Annotated in this window: 20 protein-coding genes and 1 pseudogene; 10 read left to right on the top strand and 11 right to left on the bottom strand. The window is 66.2% G+C overall.

Features of this window, described 5'->3' with window-relative positions; translation table 11 throughout:
- Positions 1-78 precede the first annotated feature (78 nt).
- Both O0J15_RS12375 and O0J15_RS12370 read left to right on the top strand, forming a co-directional pair.
- Positions 79-1,494 (top strand): deoxyribodipyrimidine photo-lyase, encoded by a 1,416-nt coding sequence (locus O0J15_RS12375; protein ID WP_180877720.1) that lies wholly within the window; start codon positions 79-81, stop codon positions 1,492-1,494.
- A 140-nt stretch (positions 1,495-1,634) separates the two neighbouring features.
- Complete coding sequence (locus O0J15_RS12370; protein ID WP_005416156.1) at positions 1,635-2,330, top strand: OmpA family lipoprotein; 696 nt, start codon at positions 1,635-1,637, stop codon at positions 2,328-2,330.
- Positions 2,331-2,552: 222 nt separating this feature from the next.
- Here the strand turns inward: O0J15_RS12370 and O0J15_RS12365 are convergent, their stop codons facing one another.
- A complete protein-coding gene (locus O0J15_RS12365) occupies positions 2,553-3,584 on the bottom strand; it encodes a LysR family transcriptional regulator (protein ID WP_005409107.1) in 1,032 nt (343 codons plus the stop codon).
- A 146-nt stretch (positions 3,585-3,730) separates the two neighbouring features.
- On the opposite strand from O0J15_RS12365, the gene O0J15_RS12360 reads away from it, so the two are divergent.
- The 6 genes and pseudogenes from O0J15_RS12360 to O0J15_RS12335 all read left to right on the top strand — a co-directional run bounded on the left by O0J15_RS12360 (position 3,731) and on the right by O0J15_RS12335 (position 11,383).
- On the top strand, positions 3,731-3,958 hold the full coding sequence (locus tag O0J15_RS12360) for a hypothetical protein (protein ID WP_308305730.1): 228 nt from the start codon (positions 3,731-3,733) through the stop codon (positions 3,956-3,958).
- Complete coding sequence (locus O0J15_RS12355; RefSeq protein ID WP_019661222.1) at positions 3,955-4,725, top strand: SDR family oxidoreductase; 771 nt, start codon at positions 3,955-3,957, stop codon at positions 4,723-4,725. The genes O0J15_RS12360 and O0J15_RS12355 overlap by 4 nt, the downstream gene beginning before the upstream one ends.
- Before the next feature lie 91 nt (positions 4,726-4,816).
- Positions 4,817-6,043 carry an efflux RND transporter periplasmic adaptor subunit gene (locus O0J15_RS12350; RefSeq protein WP_019661223.1) on the top strand — a complete coding sequence of 409 codons (1,227 nt, stop codon included), beginning with the start codon at positions 4,817-4,819 and terminating at the stop codon, positions 6,041-6,043.
- A gap of 127 nt (positions 6,044-6,170) precedes the next feature.
- Positions 6,171-9,290 (top strand): annotated as a pseudogene (locus O0J15_RS12345) (efflux RND transporter permease subunit); the annotation flags it as partial.
- Positions 9,264-9,968 (top strand): SDR family oxidoreductase, encoded by a 705-nt coding sequence (locus O0J15_RS12340; protein WP_308305739.1) that lies wholly within the window; start codon positions 9,264-9,266, stop codon positions 9,966-9,968. The pseudogene O0J15_RS12345 and the gene O0J15_RS12340, both read left to right, overlap by 27 nt.
- Entirely contained in the window at positions 9,962-11,383 is a 1,422-nt protein-coding gene (locus O0J15_RS12335; protein ID WP_019661226.1) for an efflux transporter outer membrane subunit, read from the top strand. The genes O0J15_RS12340 and O0J15_RS12335 overlap by 7 nt, the downstream gene beginning before the upstream one ends.
- Positions 11,384-11,424: 41 nt before the next feature.
- Here O0J15_RS12335 and O0J15_RS12330 read toward each other — a convergent pair whose 3' ends face one another.
- Positions 11,425-11,802 (bottom strand): VOC family protein, encoded by a 378-nt coding sequence (locus tag O0J15_RS12330; RefSeq protein ID WP_111099300.1) that lies wholly within the window; start codon positions 11,800-11,802, stop codon positions 11,425-11,427.
- 140 nt (positions 11,803-11,942) lie between these two features.
- Between O0J15_RS12330 and O0J15_RS12325 the strand changes: the two genes are divergently transcribed.
- The gene (locus O0J15_RS12325) at positions 11,943-12,206 is read left to right on the top strand and encodes a hypothetical protein (protein WP_021203970.1); all 264 of its coding nucleotides are present in this window, start codon (positions 11,943-11,945) and stop codon (positions 12,204-12,206) included.
- A 19-nt stretch (positions 12,207-12,225) separates the two neighbouring features.
- Here the strand turns inward: O0J15_RS12325 and O0J15_RS12320 are convergent, their stop codons facing one another.
- The 6 genes from O0J15_RS12320 to O0J15_RS12295 all read right to left on the bottom strand — a co-directional run bounded on the left by O0J15_RS12320 (position 12,226) and on the right by O0J15_RS12295 (position 17,509).
- Entirely contained in the window at positions 12,226-13,080 is an 855-nt protein-coding gene (locus O0J15_RS12320) for an endonuclease/exonuclease/phosphatase family protein (protein ID WP_308305729.1), read from the bottom strand.
- A 138-nt stretch (positions 13,081-13,218) separates the two neighbouring features.
- Complete coding sequence (locus tag O0J15_RS12315) at positions 13,219-13,446, bottom strand: hypothetical protein (protein WP_227200225.1); 228 nt, start codon at positions 13,444-13,446, stop codon at positions 13,219-13,221.
- A gap of 59 nt (positions 13,447-13,505) precedes the next feature.
- A complete protein-coding gene (locus tag O0J15_RS12310) occupies positions 13,506-13,742 on the bottom strand; it encodes a hypothetical protein (RefSeq protein WP_021203968.1) in 237 nt (78 codons plus the stop codon).
- Between the two features lie 87 nt (positions 13,743-13,829).
- Positions 13,830-14,534, bottom strand: coding sequence for a PA1136 family autoinducer-binding transcriptional regulator (locus O0J15_RS12305; protein WP_308305728.1), 705 nt, complete (start codon positions 14,532-14,534; stop codon positions 13,830-13,832).
- A 5-nt stretch (positions 14,535-14,539) separates the two neighbouring features.
- On the bottom strand, positions 14,540-15,412 hold the full coding sequence (gene hchA / locus O0J15_RS12300) for a glyoxalase III HchA (RefSeq protein ID WP_049483081.1): 873 nt from the start codon (positions 15,410-15,412) through the stop codon (positions 14,540-14,542).
- 84 nt (positions 15,413-15,496) lie between these two features.
- Positions 15,497-17,509 carry a triacylglycerol lipase gene (locus O0J15_RS12295; protein ID WP_134730629.1) on the bottom strand — a complete coding sequence of 671 codons (2,013 nt, stop codon included), beginning with the start codon at positions 17,507-17,509 and terminating at the stop codon, positions 15,497-15,499.
- Positions 17,510-17,653: 144 nt separating this feature from the next.
- Between O0J15_RS12295 and O0J15_RS12290 the strand changes: the two genes are divergently transcribed.
- Positions 17,654-18,115, top strand: a complete 462-nt coding sequence (locus tag O0J15_RS12290) for an isoprenylcysteine carboxylmethyltransferase family protein (protein ID WP_308305738.1) — start codon at positions 17,654-17,656, stop codon at positions 18,113-18,115.
- A 14-nt stretch (positions 18,116-18,129) separates the two neighbouring features.
- Here the strand turns inward: O0J15_RS12290 and O0J15_RS12285 are convergent, their stop codons facing one another.
- From O0J15_RS12285 to O0J15_RS12275, 3 genes are all read right to left on the bottom strand, one after another.
- Positions 18,130-18,612, bottom strand: coding sequence for a hypothetical protein (locus O0J15_RS12285; RefSeq protein WP_227854410.1), 483 nt, complete (start codon positions 18,610-18,612; stop codon positions 18,130-18,132).
- Between the two features lie 259 nt (positions 18,613-18,871).
- The gene (locus tag O0J15_RS12280) at positions 18,872-19,084 is read right to left on the bottom strand and encodes an AlpA family transcriptional regulator (RefSeq protein ID WP_021203963.1); all 213 of its coding nucleotides are present in this window, start codon (positions 19,082-19,084) and stop codon (positions 18,872-18,874) included.
- A gap of 272 nt (positions 19,085-19,356) precedes the next feature.
- Positions 19,357-21,669 (bottom strand): hypothetical protein, encoded by a 2,313-nt coding sequence (locus tag O0J15_RS12275; RefSeq protein WP_308305727.1) that lies wholly within the window; start codon positions 21,667-21,669, stop codon positions 19,357-19,359.
- Positions 21,670-22,752 lie beyond the last annotated feature (1,083 nt).

Here is a 22,752-nt window from a genome sequence, read left to right as displayed (position 1 = left end):
CTAGCAGACAGCGTCTGCGCGCATCGCCTTCACCACCGCTGGCTATCATGTGCGCCTTCCACAACGAAGGCAGTGCCTGTGTCGGTAGCGTTGGTATGGTTCCGCCGTGATCTGCGGCTGCAGGACAATCCGGCCCTGCAGGCCGCGCTGGATGCAGGTCACGATGTGGTGCCGGTCTACATCCACGCGCCGCACGAGGAAGGCGAATGGGTGCCCGGTGCGGCCTCCGATGCCTGGCGCCACCGTTCACTGGCCGCGCTGGATGCGGACCTGCGCGCGCGGGGTTCCTCGCTGGTGCTGCGCAGCGGCGATAGCCTGCCGGCCCTGCAGTTGCTGATCGAGCAGGCGGGCGCCGAGGCGGTGTACTGGAACCGCAAGTACGAACCGGCCACCCAGCCCCGCGACGCGGCCATCAAGCGCACGCTGCGCGAGCAGGGCATCGACGCGCAGAGCTGCAATGGCAGCCTGTTGTTCGAACCCTGGGACATTGCCACCCAGCAGGGCCAGCCGTACAAGGTATTTACGCCGTACTGGCGCAATGTACTCAGTCATTGGCGCCTGCCGGCACTGCAGGCTGCACCGGAAGCACTGGCGCCGCACGCGGTCGACAGCCTGGCATTGGATGATCTCCAGCTGGCACCGACGCTGGACTGGGATACCGGCTTCTGGGAGCACTGGCAGCCGGGTGAAGCCGGTGCGCTGGAAGCACTGTCCGTCTTTGAAGACGGTGCCCTTCGCGGGTATCGCGAGCAGCGTGACCTGCCGGACCGTGTCGGGACCTCGCGGTTGTCGCCCCATCTGCACTTCGGCGAGATCGCGCCGTGGCGCATCGCGCAAGCCCTGGAAGGGCTGCGCAGTGCGGCCACCGATGCCGACATCGACGGCTTCCTGCGCCAGCTGGGCTGGCGTGACTTCGCCTACCACCTGCTGCATCACTTCCCGAAGACGCCGACCGACAACCTCAACCCGCGCTTCGACCGTTTCCCGTGGGCCACTCCGAGTGCCACGCAGCTGCACGACTGGCAGCGCGGCAATACCGGCGTGCCGATCGTCGATGCCGGCCTGCGCGAGCTGTGGCACACCGGCTACATGCACAACCGGGTGCGGATGATCGTGGCCAGCTACCTGTGCAAGCACCTGCGCGCGCACTGGCTGCATGGCGCGCGCTGGTTCTGGGACACCCTGGTCGACGCCGACCTGGCCAATAACACCATGGGCTGGCAATGGGTGGCCGGGACTGGCGCCGATGCCGCTCCGTACTTCCGGGTGTTCAACCCCGTGACTCAGGCCGAGAAATTCGATCCGCAGGCACGGTACATCAGCCGCTGGGTGCCCGAACTGGCCGCGCTGCCGGTGAAGGCCCGGTTTGCGCCGTGGCAGCATCCGCTGCTGCTGGCGGCGCATGCCCCGGGCTATCCGCGTGCGCCGCTGGTGGACCTGGCCGCGGGCCGCGACGCCGCATTGGCGGCATACCGCCAGTCGGGGGCGGGGTAAAGGGTGACCCGAGCGATCCGGTCAGTTAGCTGAACGCGGCCCTGTCGGCGCACCGGATCATCATCCCGACGTCGCATCGGGCTGTTTATTCTCTCTGCGCCCGCAAGCCGCCGGCCCGTCCGGAAACCAAGGAGAACCTCATGATCCGCAACACCACCCGCAACGTCGCACTGGCCCTGATGAGTGCGGCCGTCCTGTCGGCCTGCGCCACCGGCGGCTCCTACGTGCAGAGTGACCAGTACGGCAATCCGACCGAGCAGCAGAACCGCACTGGTCGTAACGCGCTGATCGGTACCGCCATCGGCGTGGCTGCCGGCCTGTTGACCGGCGACAGCGCCACCGAGCGCCGTCAGCACGCATTGATCGGTGCCGGTATCGGTGCGCTCAGCGGCGCCGCGGTCGGCCAGTACCAGGATCGCCAGGAACGCGCGCTGCGCGAGCGCACCGCCAACACCGGCATCGATGTGCAGCGCCAGGGCGACAACATCATGCTGAACCTGCCGGACGGCATCACCTTCGACTTCGGCAAGGCCACCCTGAAGCCGCAGTTCTACGGCTCGCTCAACGGCGTCGCCGGTACGCTGCGTGAGTACAACCAGACCATGATCGAAGTGGTCGGCCACACCGACAGCATCGGCAGCGACGCTGTGAACAACCGACTGTCGAAGGAACGCGCCGACTCGGTCGCCCAGTACCTGATCGGCCAGGGCGTGCAGAGCGTACGTATCGAAACGCTGGGCGCCGGCAAGGCGTATCCGATTGCCGACAACAGCACCGACGCCGGCCGTGCCAAGAACCGCCGCGTCGAGATTCGGGTGATTCCGCTCAAGCAGTAACGCGTAGCGTTATTGCTTGAGCCGGTCCGGCCATCGGCCGGAGCGAAAATGCCGCCCTTGCAGGCGGCATTTTTGTGGGTGCCGAGCGTTGCTCGGCACGCCGATGGCGTATGCGGAGTCTAGCCGTGCTCGACTCACCAGAGGCAGTCGAGCGTGGCTCGACTCTACAGAAACCGGCATCGCGCGCCCGGGTAGAGCCACGCCATGCGTGGATACCCCCGGCTACGCCGCCGAAGCGGCCACCTTCTCCAGGATCCGCTTGCCGCTGCTTTCCAGAGCGGCGTCTTCCTTTTCCTTCTGCTGCTGCGCCAGCTTCGCACCCGGGCACTGCGCCAGCATGTAATTGGCGTCGAAGTTGAGCTTCTCGACCAGGAAGTCGACAAACGCACGCACCTTTGGCGAGACCAGGCGGCCGCCGGCGAACACGGCGTTGAAGTCTACTTCCGGGCCGGTCCAGCCGGCCAGCACGCGGCGCACCATGCCCGATTCAACGAACGGCTTGGCCATCACGTCGCCGGTCAGCAGCAGGCCTTCGCCACAGACCAATGCACCATTCAACGCAGACATGTCGTTGGCGGTCATCAGCGGGGTAACCGGGAAGTCGCGCAGTTCCCCACCGTTCTCGCCCAGCTGCCAGGTGAAGCGCGGCGAGTTGCCGGTGTGGTACGGCTTGCGCATCGCAAGGATGCGATGGAACTGCAGTTCTTCCGGATGCAGCGGCTCGCCGTAGCGCTCGATGTAGGCCGGGCTGGCGAACACCTGCGTCCGCAGGCTGCCCAGCTTGCGCGCGACCAGATTGGAATCGGGCAGGGCACCCACGCGCAGCGCCAGGTCCGCTTCACCGGCGATCAGGTCCAGCTTTTCGTTGCCCATGTGCATGTCCAGGCGGATCTCCGGGTACTGCGCATGGAACTGGCCCAGCAGCGGGGCGATCCAGGTGATGCCGATCGAATAGGGCACGGTGAAGCGCAGCCAGCCGCGCGGGCCGGACTGCAGCTGGCTCACCGCGCTTTCGGCCTCTTCAAGCTCGCGTGCGATGCGCTGGCAATGTTCGTGGTAGATCGAACCAGCTTCGGTCAGGCCGAGGCGGCGCGTGGTCCGGTGCAGCAGGCGCGCGCCCAGGCGCGTTTCCAGCTCCTGCACTTTGCGGCTGACCGTGGTCTTGGGCAGGCCGAGCGATTTGGCAGCGGCAATGAAGCTGCCTTGCTCGACCACTTTGACGAAGATCAGCGTCTCGTTGAGATCGTGGGACATGGTCGGGATCCTGGACGTCGGGGATGGGACAATCGTGACAGAACGATTGGACCGGGAGCGGGATGATTATTCCCCTTAATCAGGACTAATCAAGTAAAGGTTTGAGGTCTATCGTGGCGCCATTCGTTAATTGGAGCCCGTCCGCCATGAGCCTGCGCAACATTCTTGCCCGACTCCGGAACGCCGGCCAGAGCACCCTGGACCTGGCGATGACCGTCGAAGCCCGTCCGAGTTCCTTGGTACACAAGGACTTTCGTGAGTTTACCGCGCCCATGCGTCAGCAGCGTGGCGGCGCCATCCGCTTGGCCCCCCACAAGGGTGACCGGCTGCGCCGGATCGGGACTATCCCGGATTTGGGAGGAAATGTCCTGTGAATGGGATACTGACGCCCGAAGTTCTGGTCCTTGGTGGTACCGGTGCCGTGGGCCAGGGCGTGGTCGGCGCCTTGCTGGAAGCCGGCAGTCCGGTGCTGGTGGTTGGTCGCGATCCGGGCCGGCTGGCTGCGCTGCATGAGCAGTTCGCCGATGAGCCGGGCCTGGAGACGCTGCTGGGTTCACTCAGCGATGACGGCTCGGCACGCGCCCTGGCCGAACGCATCGGGCAGCGACCGCGTCCATTGGCCGCGGTGATCGCGGCCATGGGCGGGCCCTACCGTCGCGGCCGGGTGATCGACCGCAACGGCGAGGAGCTGCTCGGGGCCATGCAGGCCGACCTGATGCCGCATGTGCATGCGGTGCGCCACCTGCTGCCGTTGTTGCAGGACAACGTGCATGCGCGGCGCTATGTGATGATCGGCAGCCCGGCCAGCGCCAAGCCTTGGGCGGGCTACGGCGAGACCTCGATCACTACCGCCGCGCTGCGCATGTACGCGCAGGTGGTGCATCAGGAAGCGCAGGCGCTGGGCGTGCGCGCGCAGATGCTGGAAGTCTGCAGCCCGGTGTGTACCCCGGCCAACGCGGCCAACGCCTGCATCGAGTGGCCCAGCTCGCTGCTGGTCGGCCGCCGCGTGGTCTCGCTGCTCGATGGTTGCCGGGACAACCGCGCCATCGTCCGCTGCGACAGCAGCGATGCCGAACTGCCACGCGGCCTGCTGCACCTGGAAGTTCCCCCTTTGTGGCGCGATACCGCAGGCGTCGCTTGACCTCGACCAAGGTTGAGGTCGCAGTATGCGCCGCCGTTTTTTGCAACACGTTCCCATATTGCTGTACCACCCCTCCGTACGGATGCATGCCATGACTTCCCCCAATACCACCCCACATCGTTTCGGCCATCGCATTGCGATGGTTGGCGTGTCGATCCTCGCCGCGGCCGTGCTGGCGGCCTGCAGCGGCGGCCATGCCGAAGAGGCCGGTGCACCGCCGCCGCCGCAGGTCAGCGCCGCGCCGGTGCTGGTCAAGCAGGTCAGCCAGTGGGACGAGTTCAGCGGCCGCGTCGAAGCGGTACAGAGCGTTGAACTGCGCCCGCGCGTGTCCGGCTACATCGACAAGGTCAACTACGTCGAAGGCCAGGAAGTGAAGAAGGGCGATGTGCTCTTCACCATCGACGCCCGCAGCTACCAGGCCGAGTACGACCGCGCAGCCGCCGAGCTGGCCCGTGCCCGCACCCAGGCCAGCCTGGCCCGCAGCGAGTCAGAGCGTGCCAAGCGGCTGTCCGAGCAGCAGGCGATCTCCACCGAGACCGCCGAGCAGCGTCGCGCGGCTGCCGACCAGGCGGGGGCTGCCGTGCAGGCCGCGCAGGCGGCCCTGGATGCAGCCCGGCTCAACCTGGAATTCACCAAGGTGCGCGCGCCGATTGACGGCCGTGCCGGCCGCGCGATGGTCACCGCCGGCAACCTGGTCACTGCTGGCGACAGCGCCAGCGTGCTGACCACGCTGGTCTCGCTGGACACGGTGTTCGTCTACTTCGATGCCGACGAGAGCACTTTCCTGCGCTACGCCCAGATGGCGCGCAAGGGCGAGCGCCCGAGCGAGCGGGACAGCGAGCTGCCGGTGAAGGTCGGCCTGTCGGGGGAAGAGGGCTATCCGCACTCGGGCAAGGTCGATTTCCTCGACAACCAGGTGGCGCGCAGCACCGGCACCATCCGCGTCCGTGCGCTGCTGGACAACGCCGACCGCCAGTTCACACCGGGCCTGTTCGCCCGCGTGCAGCTGCTTGGCAGCGGCCAGTTCCAGGCCCTGCTGATCGACGACAAGGCCGTGCTGACCGACCAGGACCGCAAGTACGTCTATGTGGTCGACAAGGATGGCAAGGCCCAGCGCCGCGACATCCAGCTCGGCCGTACCGCCGACGGCCTGCGCATTGTCGAGCATGGCCTGGCCGCAGGTGACAAGGTCATCATCGACGGTGTGCAGAAGGTCTTCATGCCGGGCATGCCGGTGCAGGCCAAGGCGGTGGCCATGCAGCCACCGGCCGCAAAGCCCGCACCGGGCCGCGATGCCACCGCTGCGCTGAACCACTGATCCGCCCGCTCCTGATCCGCGTCCCCGCTTAGCTGCCGGCGCCAGCGGCAGCCTTCCCTGCCTTCGTCATATTGGCGAGGGGCGGGGCGGCTGTTGCCCGCCGAATGCCTTTCCCAGGAATTCCTCCATGGACTTTTCCCGCTTCTTCATCGACAGGCCGATCTTCGCGGCGGTGCTGTCGATCGTGATCTTCGCCGCAGGCCTGATCACGATTCCAATCCTGCCGATCAGCGAGTACCCCGAAGTGGTGCCGCCGTCGGTGGTCGTGCGCACGGTCTATCCGGGCGCCAACCCCAAGGTCATTGCCGAGACCGTTGCTACCCCGCTCGAAGAGGCGATCAACGGCGTCGAAGGCATGATGTACCTGAAGTCGGTTGCCGGCTCGGACGGCGTGCTGCAGATGACCGTCACCTTCCGCCCGGGCACCGACCCGGACGCGGCGGCGGTGAAGGTGCAGAACCGCGTGGCGCAGGCACAGGCACGCCTGCCCGAGGACGTGCGCCGGCAGGGCGTGACCACGCAGAAGCAGTCGCCCACCTTCCTGATGGTGGTGCACCTGACCTCGCCGCAAGGCAAGTACGACACTCTGTACCTGCGCAACTACGCGCGCCTGCACGTCAAGGATGCGCTGGCGCGTATTCCGGGCGTGGGTGACGCGCAGATCTTCGGTGGCGGCGACTACGCCATGCGTGCCTGGCTGGACCCGGACAAGGTGGCTTCGCGCGGCCTGACCGCCAGCGACGTGGTGCGCGCCATGCGCGAGCAGAACGTGCAGGTGTCGGCCGGCCAGCTCGGCGCCGAACCGCTGCCGGACAGCAAGTTCCTGACCCTCATCAATGCCCAGGGCCGGCTGAAGACCGAAAAGGAATTCGGCGACATCGTGCTCAAGAGCGGCACGGATGGCGAGATCGTGCGCCTGTCCGACGTGGCCCGCCTGGAACTGGGCGCGGGCGACTACACCCTGCGCTCGCAGCTGGACGGCAAGAACGCGGTGGGTATCGGCATCTTCCAGTCGCCGGGTGCCAACGCGCTGGAAATCCGCGACCAGGTCATCTCGACAATGGACGAGATGCAGAAGACCATGCCGGCCGATGTGAAGTACGAAGCGGTGTATGACACCACCATCTTCGTGCGCGACTCGATCAAGGCCGTGGTCTCCACGCTGCTGGAAGCGATCGCCCTGGTGGTGCTGGTGGTGATCCTGTTCCTGCAGACCTGGCGTGCGTCGATCATTCCGTTGATCGCGGTGCCGGTGTCGGTGGTGGGTACCTTTGCCGCGCTGTACCTGCTGGGTTTCTCGATCAACACGCTGAGCCTGTTCGGCCTGGTGCTGGCGATCGGCATCGTGGTCGACGATGCGATCGTGGTGGTGGAGAACGTCGAGCGCAACATCGAGGAAGGCCTGTCGCCCACTGCGGCGGCACACCAGGCCATGCGCGAAGTGTCCGGCCCGATCGTGGCGATCGCGCTGGTGCTGTGTGCCGTGTTCGTGCCGATGGCGTTCCTGTCGGGGGTCACCGGCCAGTTCTACAAGCAGTTCGCCGTCACCATCGCCATCTCCACGGTGATCTCGGCGATCAACTCGCTGACCCTGTCGCCGGCCCTGGCCGCGCGCCTGCTGAAGGCCCATGGTGCGCCGAAGGACGGCCCGAGCCGCCTGATCGACCGCCTGTTCGGCTGGGTGTTCCGTCCGTTCAACCGCTTCTTCAAGTCCAGCTCGGAGAAGTACGAACGTGGCGTGGCCCGCATCCTCGGCCGTCGTGGTGCGGTGTTCGTGGTCTACGCGATCCTGCTGGTCGGTACCGGCGTGATCTTCAAGCTGGTGCCGCCGGGCTTCATCCCGACCCAGGACAAGCTGTACCTGATTGCCGGCGTGAAACTGCCGGAAGGTTCGTCGATCGCACGCACCGATGAAATGCTGCGCAAGGTGGCCAAGATCGCCCAGGAAACCGATGGCGTGGCCCACACCATCTCGTTCCCGGGTTTGAATGCACTGCAGTTCACCAACACGCCCAACACCGGTGTGGCGTTCATTCCGCTCAAGCCGTTCGCCGAGCGCCATGGCCGCACTGCCGCGCAGATCAACGCCGAGATCAACCAGAAGATCGCTGGCCTGCAGGAGGGCTTCGCGTTCGCGATGATGCCGCCGCCGATCCTCGGCCTGGGTAACGGCAACGGCTACCAGATGTTCATCGAGGACCGCGGCAACCTGGGCTACGGCGCACTGCAGAATGCCGTGCAGGCGATGCAGGGCACCGTTGCGCAGACCCCGGGCATGGCCTTCCCGATTTCCAGCTACCAGGCCAATGTGCCGCAGCTGGATGCCGAGGTGGACCGCGTCAAGGCCAAGGCACAGGGCGTGCAGCTCACTGAGTTGTTCGACACGTTGCAGACCTACCTGGGTTCGGCCTACGTCAACGACTTCAACCAGTTCGGCCGTACCTGGCAGGTGATCGCCCAGGCCGACGGTCCGTTCCGCGAGACGGTCGAGGACATCGGCAAGCTGCGCACCCGCAACGATCGTGGCGAGATGGTGCCGATCGGTTCGATGGTCACCATCAAGCAGACCTTCGGCCCGGATCCGGTGCTGCGCTTCAATGGCTACCCGGCAGCGGACCTGGCCGGCGAGGCCGACCCGCGCCTGCTGTCCTCGGCCGAGGCGATGACCAAGCTGACCGAGATCGCCGGCAAGGTACTGCCGGTCGGCATGACCACCGAATGGACCGACCTGAGCTACCAGCAGGCAACCCAGGGCAAGGCCGCCTTCATCGTGTTCCCGGTGGCGATCATGCTGGCCTTCCTGGTGCTGGCCGCGCTGTACGAGAGCTGGTCGCTGCCGCTGGCGGTGATCCTGATCGTGCCCATGACCCTGCTGTCGGCGCTGTTCGGCGTGTGGCTGACCGGTGGTGACAACAACGTGTTCGTGCAGGTCGGCCTGGTGGTGCTGATGGGCCTGGCGTGCAAGAACGCAATCCTGATCGTCGAATTCGCCAGAGAGCTGGAGATGGGCGGCAAGGGCATCGTTGAAGCCGCGCTGGAAGCCTGCCGCCTGCGTCTGCGCCCGATCGTGATGACCTCCATCGCGTTCATCGCCGGCACCGTGCCGCTGGTGCTGTCGCACGGCGCAGGCGCCGAGGTGCGCTCGGTGACCGGTATCACCGTGTTCGCCGGCATGCTGGGCGTGACCCTGTTCGGCCTGTTCCTCACCCCGGTGTTCTACGTGGCACTGCGCAAGCTGGTTACCCGCAACGGTGGCGGCCAGCTGGCCCAGGCGGGCGTGCACACGCTGCTGGCCGGTCGCAAGCGCGAAACGGCGGTGGAGCTGGCCCTGAAGCTGCAGGCCGAGGGCCTGCCGGTGGAAGCCCTGCAGCTGGACGTGACCGACGCGGCCAGCATCGCCGAGGCAGTCGAGCAGGTGCGCCAGCGCCATGGCCGCCTCGACATCCTGGTCAACAATGCCGGCATCATGATCGAGAATCCCGCGCAGGCGCCGTCGGAGCAATCGCTCGAGACCTGGAAGCGCACCTTCGACACCAACGTCTATGCGCTGGTGGCAGTCACCCAGGCCTTCCTGCCGCTGATCAGGCAGGCCAAGTCCGGGCGCATCGTCAATGTGTCCAGCATGCTCGGTTCGCAGACCCTGCATGCCGACCCGACCTCGGGCATCTACGATTTCAAGATCCCGGCCTATAACGCGTCCAAGGCCGCAGTGAACAGCTGGACCCTGAGCCTGGCCTATGAGCTGCGCAACACGCCGATCAAGGTCAATACCGTGCATCCGGGTTACGTAAAGACCGACATGAACGGCGGCAATGGCGAGATCGAAATCAGCGAAGGCGCGCGTTCCAGCGTGGAAATGGCGCTGATCGGTGAGTCCGGTGCCAGCGGCAGCTTCACCTACCTGGGCGAGGTGCTGCCATGGTGATCCGCACGTTGGCGATGGCCGTCTCCAGCCTGGTGCTGGCAGGCTGTGTCAGCGTCGGCCCGAACTACAAGGCCCCGGTACAGGAGCCGGTGGTGCTGAAGAGCGCGCAGCAGCCGGTCTTCAGTTCCGTCTCGCCGGTGGCCAGCTGGTGGGCGCAGTTCGACGATCCGGTGCTGGAAGAGCTGGTGCACGGCGCACTGTCGGACAACCTGGACCTGCGCGTGGCCGTGGCCCGCGTCAGCCAGGCCCGTGCTGTGTTCGTCGAAAGCCGTTTCGACCAGGCCCCGCACATCACCGCAGGCGGCAGCTACGACCGCCGCAAGCAACCCGATCCGCAGCTGGGTGGGCAGCGGGTGTTCAGTGAAAGCTACCAGCTCGGCTTCGACGCCGGCTGGGAGCTGGATCTGTTCGGCCGCAAGCGCCGTGCTGCAGAAGCCGCGCGCGCCGACCTGGACGCCGAGCAGGCCAACCTGGCCGACGCGCAGGTGCTGGTTGCCGCTGAAGTGGCGCGCAACTACTTCGAACTGCGTGGCACCCAGAAGCGCATCGCAGTGGCCCAGCACACGTTGGAGAACCTGCGCGATACGCAGAAGCTGACCGAAGCACGCTGGGAACTTGGGGCCGGCAGCGAACTGGACGTGCAGAGCAGCCGCGCCCGCCTGAAGGCGATCGAGGCCGATATCCCGCTGCTGGAAGTAGCCGAGACGCAGTCGCGCAACCGGCTGGCCGTGCTGCTGGGCCAGCGCCCGGAAGTGCTGACGGCGATGCTGGCGCCGCAGGAAGTCCCGGCGTTCGCCAAGGCCTTGCCGCTGGGTGATACCCGCGAACTGCTGCGCCAGCGTGCAGACGTGCGTATGGCCGAGCGTCGCCTGGCTGCCGCGACCGCACGCGTGGGCGTGGCCACAGCGGACCTGTTCCCGCGGTTGTCGCTATCAGGCTTCGTCGGCTTCCTCGGCGGCGATGCCAGTGGCCTGGTCAATGGCAGCAACAAGGCCTGGTCGCTGACGCCCTCGCTGAGCTGGGCCGCGTTCGACTTCGGCACCGTGCGTGCGCGCCTGCGTGCCAGCAAGGCTGAAGCCGAAGGCGTGGCCGCGCAGTACGAACAGGCGGTACTGCTCGCCCTGGAGGACACCGAGAACGCGCTGACCCGCTATTCCAAGCAGCAGGCACGGTTGGCAATCGTGGTGGAGCAGGCGCAGGCGGCTCGGCGTGCCGAATCGCTGGCGCAGATCCGCTATCGCGAGGGATCGGAGGACTTCCTGACCCTGCTGGACGCGCAGCGGACCCAGCTGGCAGCCGATGATGCGCTGGCGGCGGCCGAGGCCGACGTCAACGTCAGCGTGGTGGGCGTGTACAAGGCGCTGGGTGGTTGGGGTCAATCACCGCAGCCGCCAAGCGTGGCGCAGGCGCAGTAACCGCAGGGGACGGAAGCAGGGACTTCCGTCCCCTTGTTCTTTCAGGGCCAGTGGTTGGCCGGTACCTCACGCTCGCGCATGCGCACGATGCAGAAGCGATGGCCGGTTGGTGCTTCCATCACCCACCAGCGCTTGACGAAGCCTATCCGTCGCGCGCCGAGCTTCTCCAGGCGGTCGGCTTCGGCATCGATGTCGTCGCTCTCGATGTCCAGATGCACCCGTGACGGGTGATCGACGCGCTGGACTTCAACGTCCAGGCCCGCCGGAGCACCGAGCAGGTCGGCGTACTCGGCGGCGTCTTCGGCACGGGCGGGCTGCGCCTTCAGGCCAAGCGCGGCGGCCCAGAAGCGGGCGCCTTCGTCGGCGGGAATGCCCTCGCAATCGATGATGAAACCGGCCAGGCGACTCTGGTGTGCCATGCCTTTCTCCACAGTTCGGGAACAGGGGCAGGGTAGCGCGGCGTCTGCTGTGGACGTTGTCACAGTCGTGACGTTTCTGACTCTGCCGGAAGCCGTGTCCGCCGTGTAACTAGTGGGGCAGATTCCAGGGAGTACACACGATGAGCGATGACAGGCGGGATACCCAGCGCATGCTGTTTGGCGACCCGGGGCCACCCGGTGCGGGCCTTTCGGTGGCGGTCGTTGTGCTGCTGGTGCTGGCGACGATGGCCGCTGCGATCGGTTTCCTGCGACTGCCCGATCCGATGCTGGGGCTCGGGCTGATCGGTGTCGCCGTGTTCCTTGCCGTCGGCGCCCGCATCTGCCAGGCGCGCAACCAGCACCAGGCGTTGTACCGGCTGTTGTCGCGGCAGCCGCCGCCGTAGCCACGGCTGCCGCGGGAATTCAGGGCTTCGGCCAGTCCAGCTCGACCACCAGCGGGAAATGATCCGACGGCAGCACGCCGTCGATGCGACGATCATCGGTAAGGAAGCTGCGCGCACGGAAGCCACGCACCAGCACCCAGTCCAGCTGCACGGTGGCCTTGCCGGTGAAGTCGTGGAAGGTCGGGCGCGGACCCTGCGGTGTTTTCACCTGGGTACGGGTGTCCTGCAGCAGGCGGGTGAACGCCCTGTAGGTGTCACCGCCGGGCTCGCTGTTGAAGTCACCGGTCAACACCACCGGCAGGTCGTCCGGCATGGCCTGCAGGCGCTTGCCGATGAGCTCGGCACCCTTCACCCGGCGCGGTTCGTCCTCGTCGCGGTAGGGCAGGTGGGTATTGAGGAAGTAGAAGCGACGGCCATCGTCCAGGCGGCGGAACAGGGCCCAGGTGACCATACGCGGGTACAGGTTGCCCCAGCTGATGCTGCCAGGGACGTCCGGCGTATCCGAAAGCCAGAAGTTGCCGGATTCCTCGATGGCCAGCACCTTGCTGTCGTAGAACACGCCCATGTGCTCATCGCCGCTGCCACCGCGGCGGCCTTCACCGAACCAGCGGTAGCCGGGCAGGTGCCCTGACAGGTAGTCGGCCTGTTCCTTCACCAGTTCCTGGGTGCCGATCACTGCCGGGTGCGTGTCGAGGATCACCTTGACCATCGCATCACGGCGGTCGGGCCAGCGCTTGCCCGGCTCGGTGTCAGCCGGGGTACGGACGTTGAATGACATCACCTTCAACGGCGCCGGCGTGACGGCCCAGGCAACGGCAGGCAGAGCAAGCGCCAGCAGCGCACTCAGCGCCGGGCGACGGAAACGCGACAACATCGTGGAATCCCTCCATTCCATGAAAACGGTTTCATGGAGCATGCCATGGAAGGCGGGGGCAGTGGTATGCCGGGACGGGCGACTTGGAGACGCCGGGCGGGCGCTGGACGCTCCGCCCGGCAGATGCCCCTTGCCCGATCAGGGGTCGTAGATCATCCCGTTCTCGTCGCGGTTGTAGTGGTCGCTGGCCACGCGGGTGCCGTCGTCATGGACCACGTACAGCGTGCAACGCTGGTGGAACACGTTGCCGCTGATGCGGAAGGGCACGCACTCCTCCTGCAGGCCGACCTCTTCGGCTGCATTCGCCGGCGGCGAGGGCACCAGGGCCGCAAGTGCAACTACTGCAGCGAAAGAAAAAGCGGTCATTCGATTGTGCAGCGTCATTGATCACACTCCTTGTAGCCGTAGTCGGTGTCCGATGCAGATCAGTCTGCCGGGAGGTACCACTGACCGTTCTCGTCTATCCAGTACACCGACGTGAAAACGGTGCCGTCTGCCAGAGTGCGGGTGACGGTGCAGCGCTGATGCACGAGGTTGGGCCCAAGTCTTACGGGCACGCAATCGGTCGTCGATCCGGGGGACCCGGCCGCGTGGCCAGTCGCCGGTATCCCACTACCCAATGCCAACATCAATGCGGCCATCGCGGCCAGTTGCAGTTTCATAAGCATCATCCTTGCTTTCTGCAATCGCGCACATGCGCATGGCGTGTGTAACACGCGAACCAGAGCTCCGGAAGTGCCTCGCCGCGATCAGTCTTCGATCTCGCCGCGACGACTGGCGGCACGCACTGCCTGCGCGGTGGTCGCCACACCCAGCCGTTTCCGCGCGTGGCGCAGGTGGTTCTCCACCGTGCGCGTGGAAAGCCCAAGCGTGGCCGCGATCTCAGCTTGCCGGCGCCCGGCGGCGACCCAGCGCAGCACTTCGCGCTCGCGGTTGCTCAGTGCGCTTCCCGAACGCTCGGCAGGTGATTCGGCCAGACGGCGCGCGGCCCGGAATGCTGCGGTTGCAGCAGCTTCCAGCCGCAGGCGCGCGTTGGCCGACGCGTCGATTGACGTACCGGCAACGCTGACCGCGCCTTCCAGGCCGGTGATGCCGAACACCGGCACCTGCAGCCCATGCAGGCCTTCGCCGCGAGGCTGCTTCACCACCTGGTAGCGCTCGCCGCGAACGCCCAGGCGCTTGCTCCAGAAGAACGGCGCGTTGCTGTCCAGCACGTGGCGATTGACGGGGCAGGCGTGGAGGTAGCGCGCAAGGTCGGTATCGCTGCCATCGCCGAACCAGTCGCCCTCGATCCAGTACACGCGTTGCCTACCCCGCTCCAGCCCGGTGCCGGTGGCAAACACCAGCACGCGGTCGAAGCCGAGCGGTGCCGCGATGCCTCGCAGGACTGCACCCACCGCGCTCAGCGAACTGGCGCGTTCCAGCTCCAGCAGCGCCTGCACCAGCTCGGTCATCCGGCTCAGCGCCCGGCCAAGGCGTCGAGCAGGGCGCGTGCAGCCAGTTTGCCCAGCGCATTGCCAGCCAACGGGCTGTCGCCGGTCAGCAGCAGGCGGTCCTGCAGCACGCTGCCATCGATGCCGTCATTGACGATCTGCACGCCCCGCTGTGCCAGGCGCTCACCGAAGAACCACGGCAACTGTCCAGGCATGTAGCCGATCTCCGGCGTCTGCCGGTCCATCGCATCGGGGAAGGCGCAGATGCGGTAGCCGCGGAACAGCGAACCGCCATCGGCCTCGTCCACGCCCGCAGCCAGCAGTGCGGCCGGACCGTGGCAAAGGGTGATGATGTGGCGTTGCTGGGCCATCGCCCAATGCAGGACGGACTTCACCGCGCGGCTCTGCGGCAGTCCGATCAGGGCGCCATGGCCACCGGGGATGAACACTGCAGCATAGTCCGAATCCGCATCGAGCCCGGCAACCACCTCGTCCAGTGGCAGCGGCTGGCGGAAGCACGAGGCGTAACGCTCGTACAGCCCGCCGATTTCCTTGTCCTCGTTCGGAAATGCCCACCATTCGAACTTGGCGGGGTTGCCCGACAGCGTGGCTACATCGATGCCGAAGCCGGCCTTGTCGAGGTGGTACATCGGCAGCAGGGTCTCCACCGGATGGTTGCCGGTGGAGAACAGGTGGCCATTGGCAGTTGGCAGATAGCGTTCGTCGGCAGCGATCATCAGCACCTTCCAGCGGCCATCGCGGCGCGCATCCGGGTAGTCGGCACCGGAAAGGTTGCTCTTGGGCGATGTGAACTGTGACAGCGAGTAGGGCGACGGGAAGAAGGCATCGCGCTCGGCCGGGTCGGGACTGGGCTGGCGGCTGGGCTCTTGCGTGTTCATGCAGATCTCCTGCGGGAAATGTGAGGCCAGCATAGGAGGGTGGGTGCGCACGCGCGATGAGGGATTTCCCTCAGCTGCCCACGGCTAATTGGCCTGGTTTCCGTGTTGCTGCATGTCCTCATGCAGGATCCGCCGCAGTTCGACGATGGCCGGCGTGGCTTCCTGCACGCTGTGCCCGGAGACGATCACCTTCTCCGAGTCCGCATGCGGCAGGTGCGAGCTCCAGTAGGGCACCAGCCCGTCGCTGGTCTTTCCCAGCGGACCATCGGCCTTTGCCCGCGCGATGATCGAGTGGTAGTGCACCTTCGGCGACATCGGCAGGTCTGCCACGGCGCGGACGAAGGGATCGTCCTTGTCCAGATTCTGGATGCTGTTCATCTGGTAGCCGTGCTTGCCGTCGGAGCGGTCGATCTGGCCGTCGTTGGCGATGGTGGCAACGTCTTCCAGCACGGTCAGCGGCAACCGCACCAGGCGACCGATCCAGCGGCCCAGGCGGGTGCCCGCCACATCGGTGCCGCGGTGTGGCGTGGCGATGAACACCACCCGCGACACTGCCGGTTCCGGCAGGAAGGTCAGCACCGGTGCGCCCTTGGTGCGCAGCAGTTCACGCTGTGCCGGCGTCATCTGCGCGGTTGCCAGCAGGGTATCGACCAGATGATCGCCGGAAGAGGAAACCATCAACCGCGCGATCACCCCACCCATGCTGTGCCCGACCAGGACCATGTCATGCGAAGCCTGCGCCTTGCCGCTGGGGTCGAAATGCTTGAACACCTCATCCAGCGTGTGGCGCATCGCATCGTGGCTCATCGCGATGGGCATGTTGGTGGGGTAGTAGAACTGCCAGACCTGGAAGTCCTGGCGGATCTCGTCGTCGCGCAGCAGTTCGTTGGCCACGTTGACCCAGGCTTCCGGACTGCTGGCCAGGCCATGGATCATCAGCAGTACGCGACGGTTGGGATCGTAGGGCTGCATCATGTACAGATGCGGCGTGTCGATGCCGCCCTTGCCCCCGAACAGCGAGCGCAGCGACTGCCGGCTGAAATTGGAACGGGCCAGCCACAACGCATAGCCGGCGGTGAAGTTGGCCGCCAATGGCACGTGCTGGCCGTGCAGGGTTACTTCCGAAACCTGGTAGGGATCGTGAATCTCCAGCTCCGGCTCGTCATCGTGCAGCACTTCCCACAGGTTCTTTCCCGAGAAGCGCAGCAGCACCGTCATCGATGGCGAAGGCATCTCGCTCCAGCTCTGCGTGGCGGAAGGGCTTGCCTGCACCGCTGCCGGCGTAGTGCTGGGCGTGGTTGCGGCCGGGTCATCCATCACGGCCACCAGTTCGGCACCGAAGCCATCGCGGCGGTGCACGCTGCGCAGCGTGCCGGTGAACGACAGCGAGGCGGCGGGTACCAGTTCGGTCGGTGTACGCTCGTCCAACGCCGATGCTTCCCCTGGAGGGGCCAGCACGAACGTCCAGCGGCCCAGCTGGAGATGGTTGGCATCGTTGTGCACGCGCCCGGTGGCGTAGGCGTCGTACAGCTGCACCGACGCCTCCTGCACGGCCAGGTTGTAATAGTCGCGCACCTGGGTCTGGCGGTCTTCGAAGCCGCGCTGGTTGGCGGTGCGCTCGGTGAAGAACAGGTAGGCGTAGGCCTGGCGCGCGACCTGCATCCATGCGTCCAGGCGCGGCTGGAAGTCGGCATCCAACTCGTTGATTGCGGTCTTGGCGCGACCCGAGGCGGAGTACTCGCGCTTCGGCGCCGGCAGGGTCATCGCATACTGCAGCCACAGCTCGGCCAGGCTGGAGCGCTTGTCCTCCTCGCGCACGACGATGCTGGCTTCCATCGCTTCGATGCAGGGCAGGCCGGGCTTGGCGCAGACACCTTCATCAAGGCCGGCCACGCGCAGCGTCTCCGTGGTCGCCGCACTGAGCTTGCCGGAGGTGAGGATGTCACCGCGCTTGAGCGCGATGTACTGGCCGGGCGTGACCGAGGCGACCTGCACCGAAGGCCCGAACTGCCGCAGCGTCGCGCAACCTCCCAGGCTGAGCAGCGCGGTGATGATGAGGGTCGTGCGGCCGATCAAGCCCAAGCCCGTGGTAGCCATGCGATCCTCCTGCGCGGAGGCGCCACTCTAGCGGTCGGTCTGTCAAAGTGGAATCCACTGGCCGGATTGGGCCTGGCGATGCGTCCGCCGTGCGATCCGGGCATTCCCGTGTGACACTGTGGTGGAACGTGCTTGGTGATCGTGATGACCTGGCTGGAAACACGTGTTCCCCCGCCCGTGGTGATGCTGCTGTGTGCAGCTGTCGGCTATGCAGCGTGCAGGCTGTGGCCGGGTTCTGCCTTTCGGGCACCGGTGCCGGCGCTACTGGCGGGTCTGACGATGGCGCTCGGTGTGGTGCTCAACCTGCTGCCCAAGGTCTCCTTCCGGCGGGCAGGCACCACCGTCAATCCTCTGCGACCTTCGGCCTCGAGCGTGCTGGTTACCAGCGGGGTCTACCGCCGCACACGGAATCCGATGTATCTGGGCCAGGCGCTGGTTCTGCTGGGAGCCATGGTGTACCTGCAGCATCTGATCGCGCTGATCGTGGTCCCGCTGTTCCTGGCGTACATCACGCGGTTGCAGATCCTGCCGGAGGAGCGGGCACTGATGGCGCGCTTTCCCGCGGCGTACGCGCAGTACCGTCGTCGCGTGCCGCGCTGGCTGTAGCGTTGGCTACGCCATCAGCGGCTGATCTGGCATTTCACTGCGGCCGAATAGCCCTCGTAATCGTCGCCCGCGATCACGTGCAGGGTATGGCGCTTGTCGATGCGCTTCGCGTACGACGGTTCTTCGGTATTGGCGTGCTCGTTGACTTCGGTCACCGACCAGGCCTTGGCCAGGCGCTTGGCATCGACACCGTTCAAGTACACGAAGAGGCTCCTCTCGCCTTCGGCCACGTTCACATCGGCACTGGTGACCGTGCCGCCAAACAGCGCGACCGGCCTGTCCTCCGGTTCGAATGTACCGCCCGGCTTCTTGGCCAGGCCGGCTGCCTGCAGGGCATCGATGGCTTCGGCCTCGCTGAAGTTGGAGCCAGGTCTGCAGGACAGCAGGGCTTCCAACGTTGCGGTGCCTGGCGGCGCGATGGTGGGTGTGGAGGCGTGCGTGGCTGGGGCTGCGGCCAGGGCGGTGAGGAGCAGGGACATCGCGAGGGGGGCTTTCATGGCAGATCCTTCTGGCGATCGCGGGGTGAGGGGCTGTTGGAGGTGTCATCCCGATTATGCGCCACACATCCTCCGCGACGTGCAGGCACAAAAAAGCCGGAACCCCGGTTGACGGGAGATCCGGCTTCTTGCGGCCTCGACAGGCCATACAGATGGAGGTGGGCTCTACAGAAAATGGGGCGCAAGTGGCTGATTTGCGCAGAACTTTGAAGGGAAGGCTTCGGTTGTTACCGCCAAAGTTACCGCCAACGAATGCCGGCTAGGCGCGCCTGGCGATGACCTCGGCCACCCATTGCTCAACCTCGGTGGACACCCAGCGGGTTGTCCGCTCCGACAGCTTGACCGGCTTTGGGAACGTGCCTGCGCGGGTACGTTCCCATACGGTGCTCTCGCCTAGTCCGACGATCTGGCAGACCTCGGCAATGGGCAAGAGGCGAACGGGAGTGGCGGCGTTGGTGTTTTGGTCGTGCATGGCTTCTCCAAACGACAAAGCCCGCGCAGCGGGGCGACCGCTGGCGGGCTGTGGTGGTGGTTGATGGTGGAGGTGGCGCGCGCTTCTCCCGCGCCTTGGCGGTACGGAGGGGCAGGCTTGCAAGCACCGTGGGGTGGGGGTGGCTGCTGGCCTCAGCGTGCCGCTAATAGGCGGAGGGGCCGCCGGGGGGTGATAGCGAGGTTCCGAGTAGTTAGATACCGTCTCGAAAATTTGCGGCAAACGTTTCGACTCGACCCAGGGGCGGTCTAGCCCTACGGACCGCTCTCGTCTGCATCGGTCCCGTCCGGTCGGTCCGGTAGCTCCCGGAGTGCCGCATCGGCGATGTTGCGTACACCGGTCATGTTGTTGAACCACCAGATGCGCCAGAGGTCCCGCGCCTGCCGTTCGGTGACGTGTTGGTCAGGGTCGAGGAGCGCCCCAGCGATCCGACCGCCCCCGTAGACCTTGTTCAGGAGGTCGATGGACGGGATGCCCATGACGCCGTTCTCCAGGCCGGTCGAGCGGTTACCGCTGAACACGGGGGCGTTGCCCAGCGTGTCGGCCCATACCATATCCGTCACGGCCGGTACGATGTTCGACCAACTGGATTGCGCAACGGCGTTCCGGGCAAAGTTCTCAGGGGTGAGCTGCTTCTTCCTCTGCTTCTCGTTGCCTATGGTGTTGATGTACGTCCGCGCTGCCCATCCCATGCCAGCAGCGGCGGCGGACAGGGTGACCATCGCGTAGGTGCGCCAGTCGTCGTAGTGGTGGACGGAGTTCAGGAAGTGGCGGGTGTAGCTGTTGACCATGAAGCTGCGGAACTGCGTGACGATGCGGCCGGTGGTGGAGTGCATCAGCTCGATGCTGTCCGAGGCGTCGCCTTCGAGAACCTGGTGTCGCGTCACGCGGAACAGGAATGCCGCCATGCGCTCGCGCGTCTGGAACGGCAACTTGTCCGGGTCGATCTGCTCGATCTGCCGCTTGCCTTTGAGGTAGCCGAACACATCGTCCTGGGCCTTCTCGTCGAGGCCCCAGGTGCGCAGGCGGGCCACTTCGGCGTCCGACAGCTTCTTGGCGTTCGCCATGTCCAGCAGCCGCAGCAGCGTGGCGCGACCGGCGATGCGTTGGAGCATCGTGTTGATCGGGGCCATGCCGGATGCGACCGAGGTGACGTGCGTCGCCATGTTCATCGCGTTGTCGATCTTCTCGCCGTGCTTGACGTTGAACGTCTGCGGCACGAGCGCGTCCTCGTCCAGGCGCAGGAACGGTGGGTTGCGCAGCCAGTCGGTGCCAGGTGCGAACAGCCGCTCCATCACGCGCGCCTCCTGCGAGGACAGCTTGCCGTCAGCGCCGCGCTTTAGGAAGGACTTCACGGCAAACCCAGACCGGACAAAGTTGCGGACGCCGCCATGAGCTACAGCCGGGCCTAGCTCTGCAAAGAGCGAGAATCCCACCTGGTTCATTACGCGGGCGAAGTTGTAGTTGCGCAGGAACCTGGCATATCTAGCTCCACTGCTGGTAGGGTCAAGCTCCGTGCTGCGGCCGAAGGTGGACTTGATGCCGATGTCGATGATTCGCTCGATGCCCTTCACGTCGTCCCCGGACTTGCGGGCATCCATGGTGAGCTGCGACACGAAGCGGTCCAGCTGTGCTCGGTTCTTGACGCCAGCCTTCGATGACAGTGCCGACCAGCCGGTGATCTCGCGCATGTAGCGGGTCATCACCGAGTCCACGTCGTTGTCGAACAGGTCAGCCATCGAGACCTGCACGTCCTCTCCAGCTTCGTTGCGGATGGTGGTGGAGTAGGTCTCGTCGAGGTCGATGCGCTTCTTCGCGCGGTCGAGCTTGCCCGACTCGTGGGTCTTGCGCTCCAGCTTGGACAGCAGCTCTTGCGACCGCACGGGCGAGACGCCCGCCTCGGTCAGCATGTCGCCGATCTCCTCGACCGAATCGCTGTCCAGCGGGCGGACCAGCAGGTCCATCCCGTCGCCCTCGAAGTTCGCTTGGGCGCGCTTGAGATAGGAGCGTGCAACCGCGCCGAGCAGCTCGTCGTCGATCTCGTCGCCTTCGTCGGCGGCGGCCTCCCATGCGCGACGCATGGCGGGCTTGATGAGCTGGTCGATCACGTCGTCCTGGTGGAGCTGCATTTCGCCGAACAGGCGCTTGAAGCCCTTGCCGCTCCAGTAGCGCGGCAGGTAGTTGCCGTTCTGCGCCACGTTGGTGAAGCCGTCGAGGTTGCTGTCCTGCGCGAGCTTGAGCGCATCCCGCATCGCCTTGGCGACGCTTCCGGCAGCTTTGGCGGCTTCCGGTGACACGTCAGGCGCACCGCGCACGGCGCGGCCGACCTCCTCGTTGAACTTGGCGCGCTCGGAGAAGTTCCACCAATGCGTGCCCGTCCGTTGCTTGTAGGCGTCCCATGCGGCGTTCACTCCGCTCCGCCATTCCGTCTCCATGACGGCCAGGTGGCGCTTGGCGAACTCGCTGGTGGACTCCTGGACCGCGACGGAGCGATCGGTGTACCCGACACCATCGCGGAACAGCAGACGGCCCGCCTCGCGCACCAGCGGCGACTTGGCGCTACCCATGCGGGCAGCAAGGTCGCGGCGGACGGTGGCGAAGTGGGGCGTGATGTGCGCGTTGACAGCGCCTTGTCGGCGAACTCCTGCTCGAATGCGCTCTCGTTGCGCAGCGGGAGGACGCCGGGCGTGGGGTCGTTGGCGGCGGTGCCTGCTACGCGGGCGGCGGACAGCGAGTCGTCACCGGCCAGCCGCTTCACCACGTCAGGGTTTACCTCGCCGTCGTAGAACGCGCCTCGACGAGCGCCGAGGGCACCAGCGAAGGCGAAGGACAGGGCTGCGCTCTGTACGCCGTCTGCGAGCGTTTGCTCGGGGTGGTAGGTGGAGGTTGCGGCCGACATCAGCGCGGAGGTGCCCGCAGCCTGTAGACCGGAGCGCACCGCGTTGGCGAGGCGTCCGGCCTTGGCTGCGTACCCCAGGCCGCCCGTGGCGAGATCGAGGCCGGTTGCCACCGGGTCGGTGAAGCCGAGGGCGATCTGTCCGCCCAGGCCAAACTGCGCCAGGTCGTCGTCCGCCATCTGATTCATAAAGGCCACGGATTCCAGATAGGAGAGGTGCTCGTCGGACGTGGCCCGGCCGAACAGCTCCCACTGCTCCGGGCGCAGGCCCATCGACTCCCAGCGCTTGCGCGCGTCTGCGGGAATGCGATAGCCCTGCTGCGGCTCGTAGCCCAGCTCGGTGATGAAGCGGTCGATGAAGCCGATGCCGCCCTTTGCCTGGGCAGCGCCCCATCCGTCCCATACGGTCGTCTGATCCTTCCGGCGCTGCGCGGCCTCTCGCTGCTCCTTGCGCTCGCGCACGGCTTGCACGATGGGCTGCTGGGGTGCGGGCCTGACGGTGTTTTCGTCGGCACCTGGGAGGTTCTCAAACAAGTTCAGCTCCTTCAAAAAAAGATTCGGCCACGGCAAAGCCGCTGAGACCTCCCGGTCGCGGCGCATTGACGTAAAGGGGTTGGGGGGGGGGGGCGCAGGCCCGACCCCGGAACCGCAAACCGCCGGCGACGCGCGCGCGGGCGGGCTTCGGCTCCATCGCAACGGGCAGGCCCGCCGCAATGAAGATGCGTCCGATCAGTACAGGCGCTGACGCTTGGTG

Origin of the sequence: Stenotrophomonas sp. Sm10, assembly GCF_030985515.1 — a bacterium.
GTDB lineage: Bacteria > Pseudomonadota > Gammaproteobacteria > Xanthomonadales > Xanthomonadaceae > Stenotrophomonas > Stenotrophomonas hibiscicola.
The sequence above is the reverse complement of the archived record's forward strand: the minus strand, read 5'-3'. Positions and strand labels throughout refer to the sequence as shown.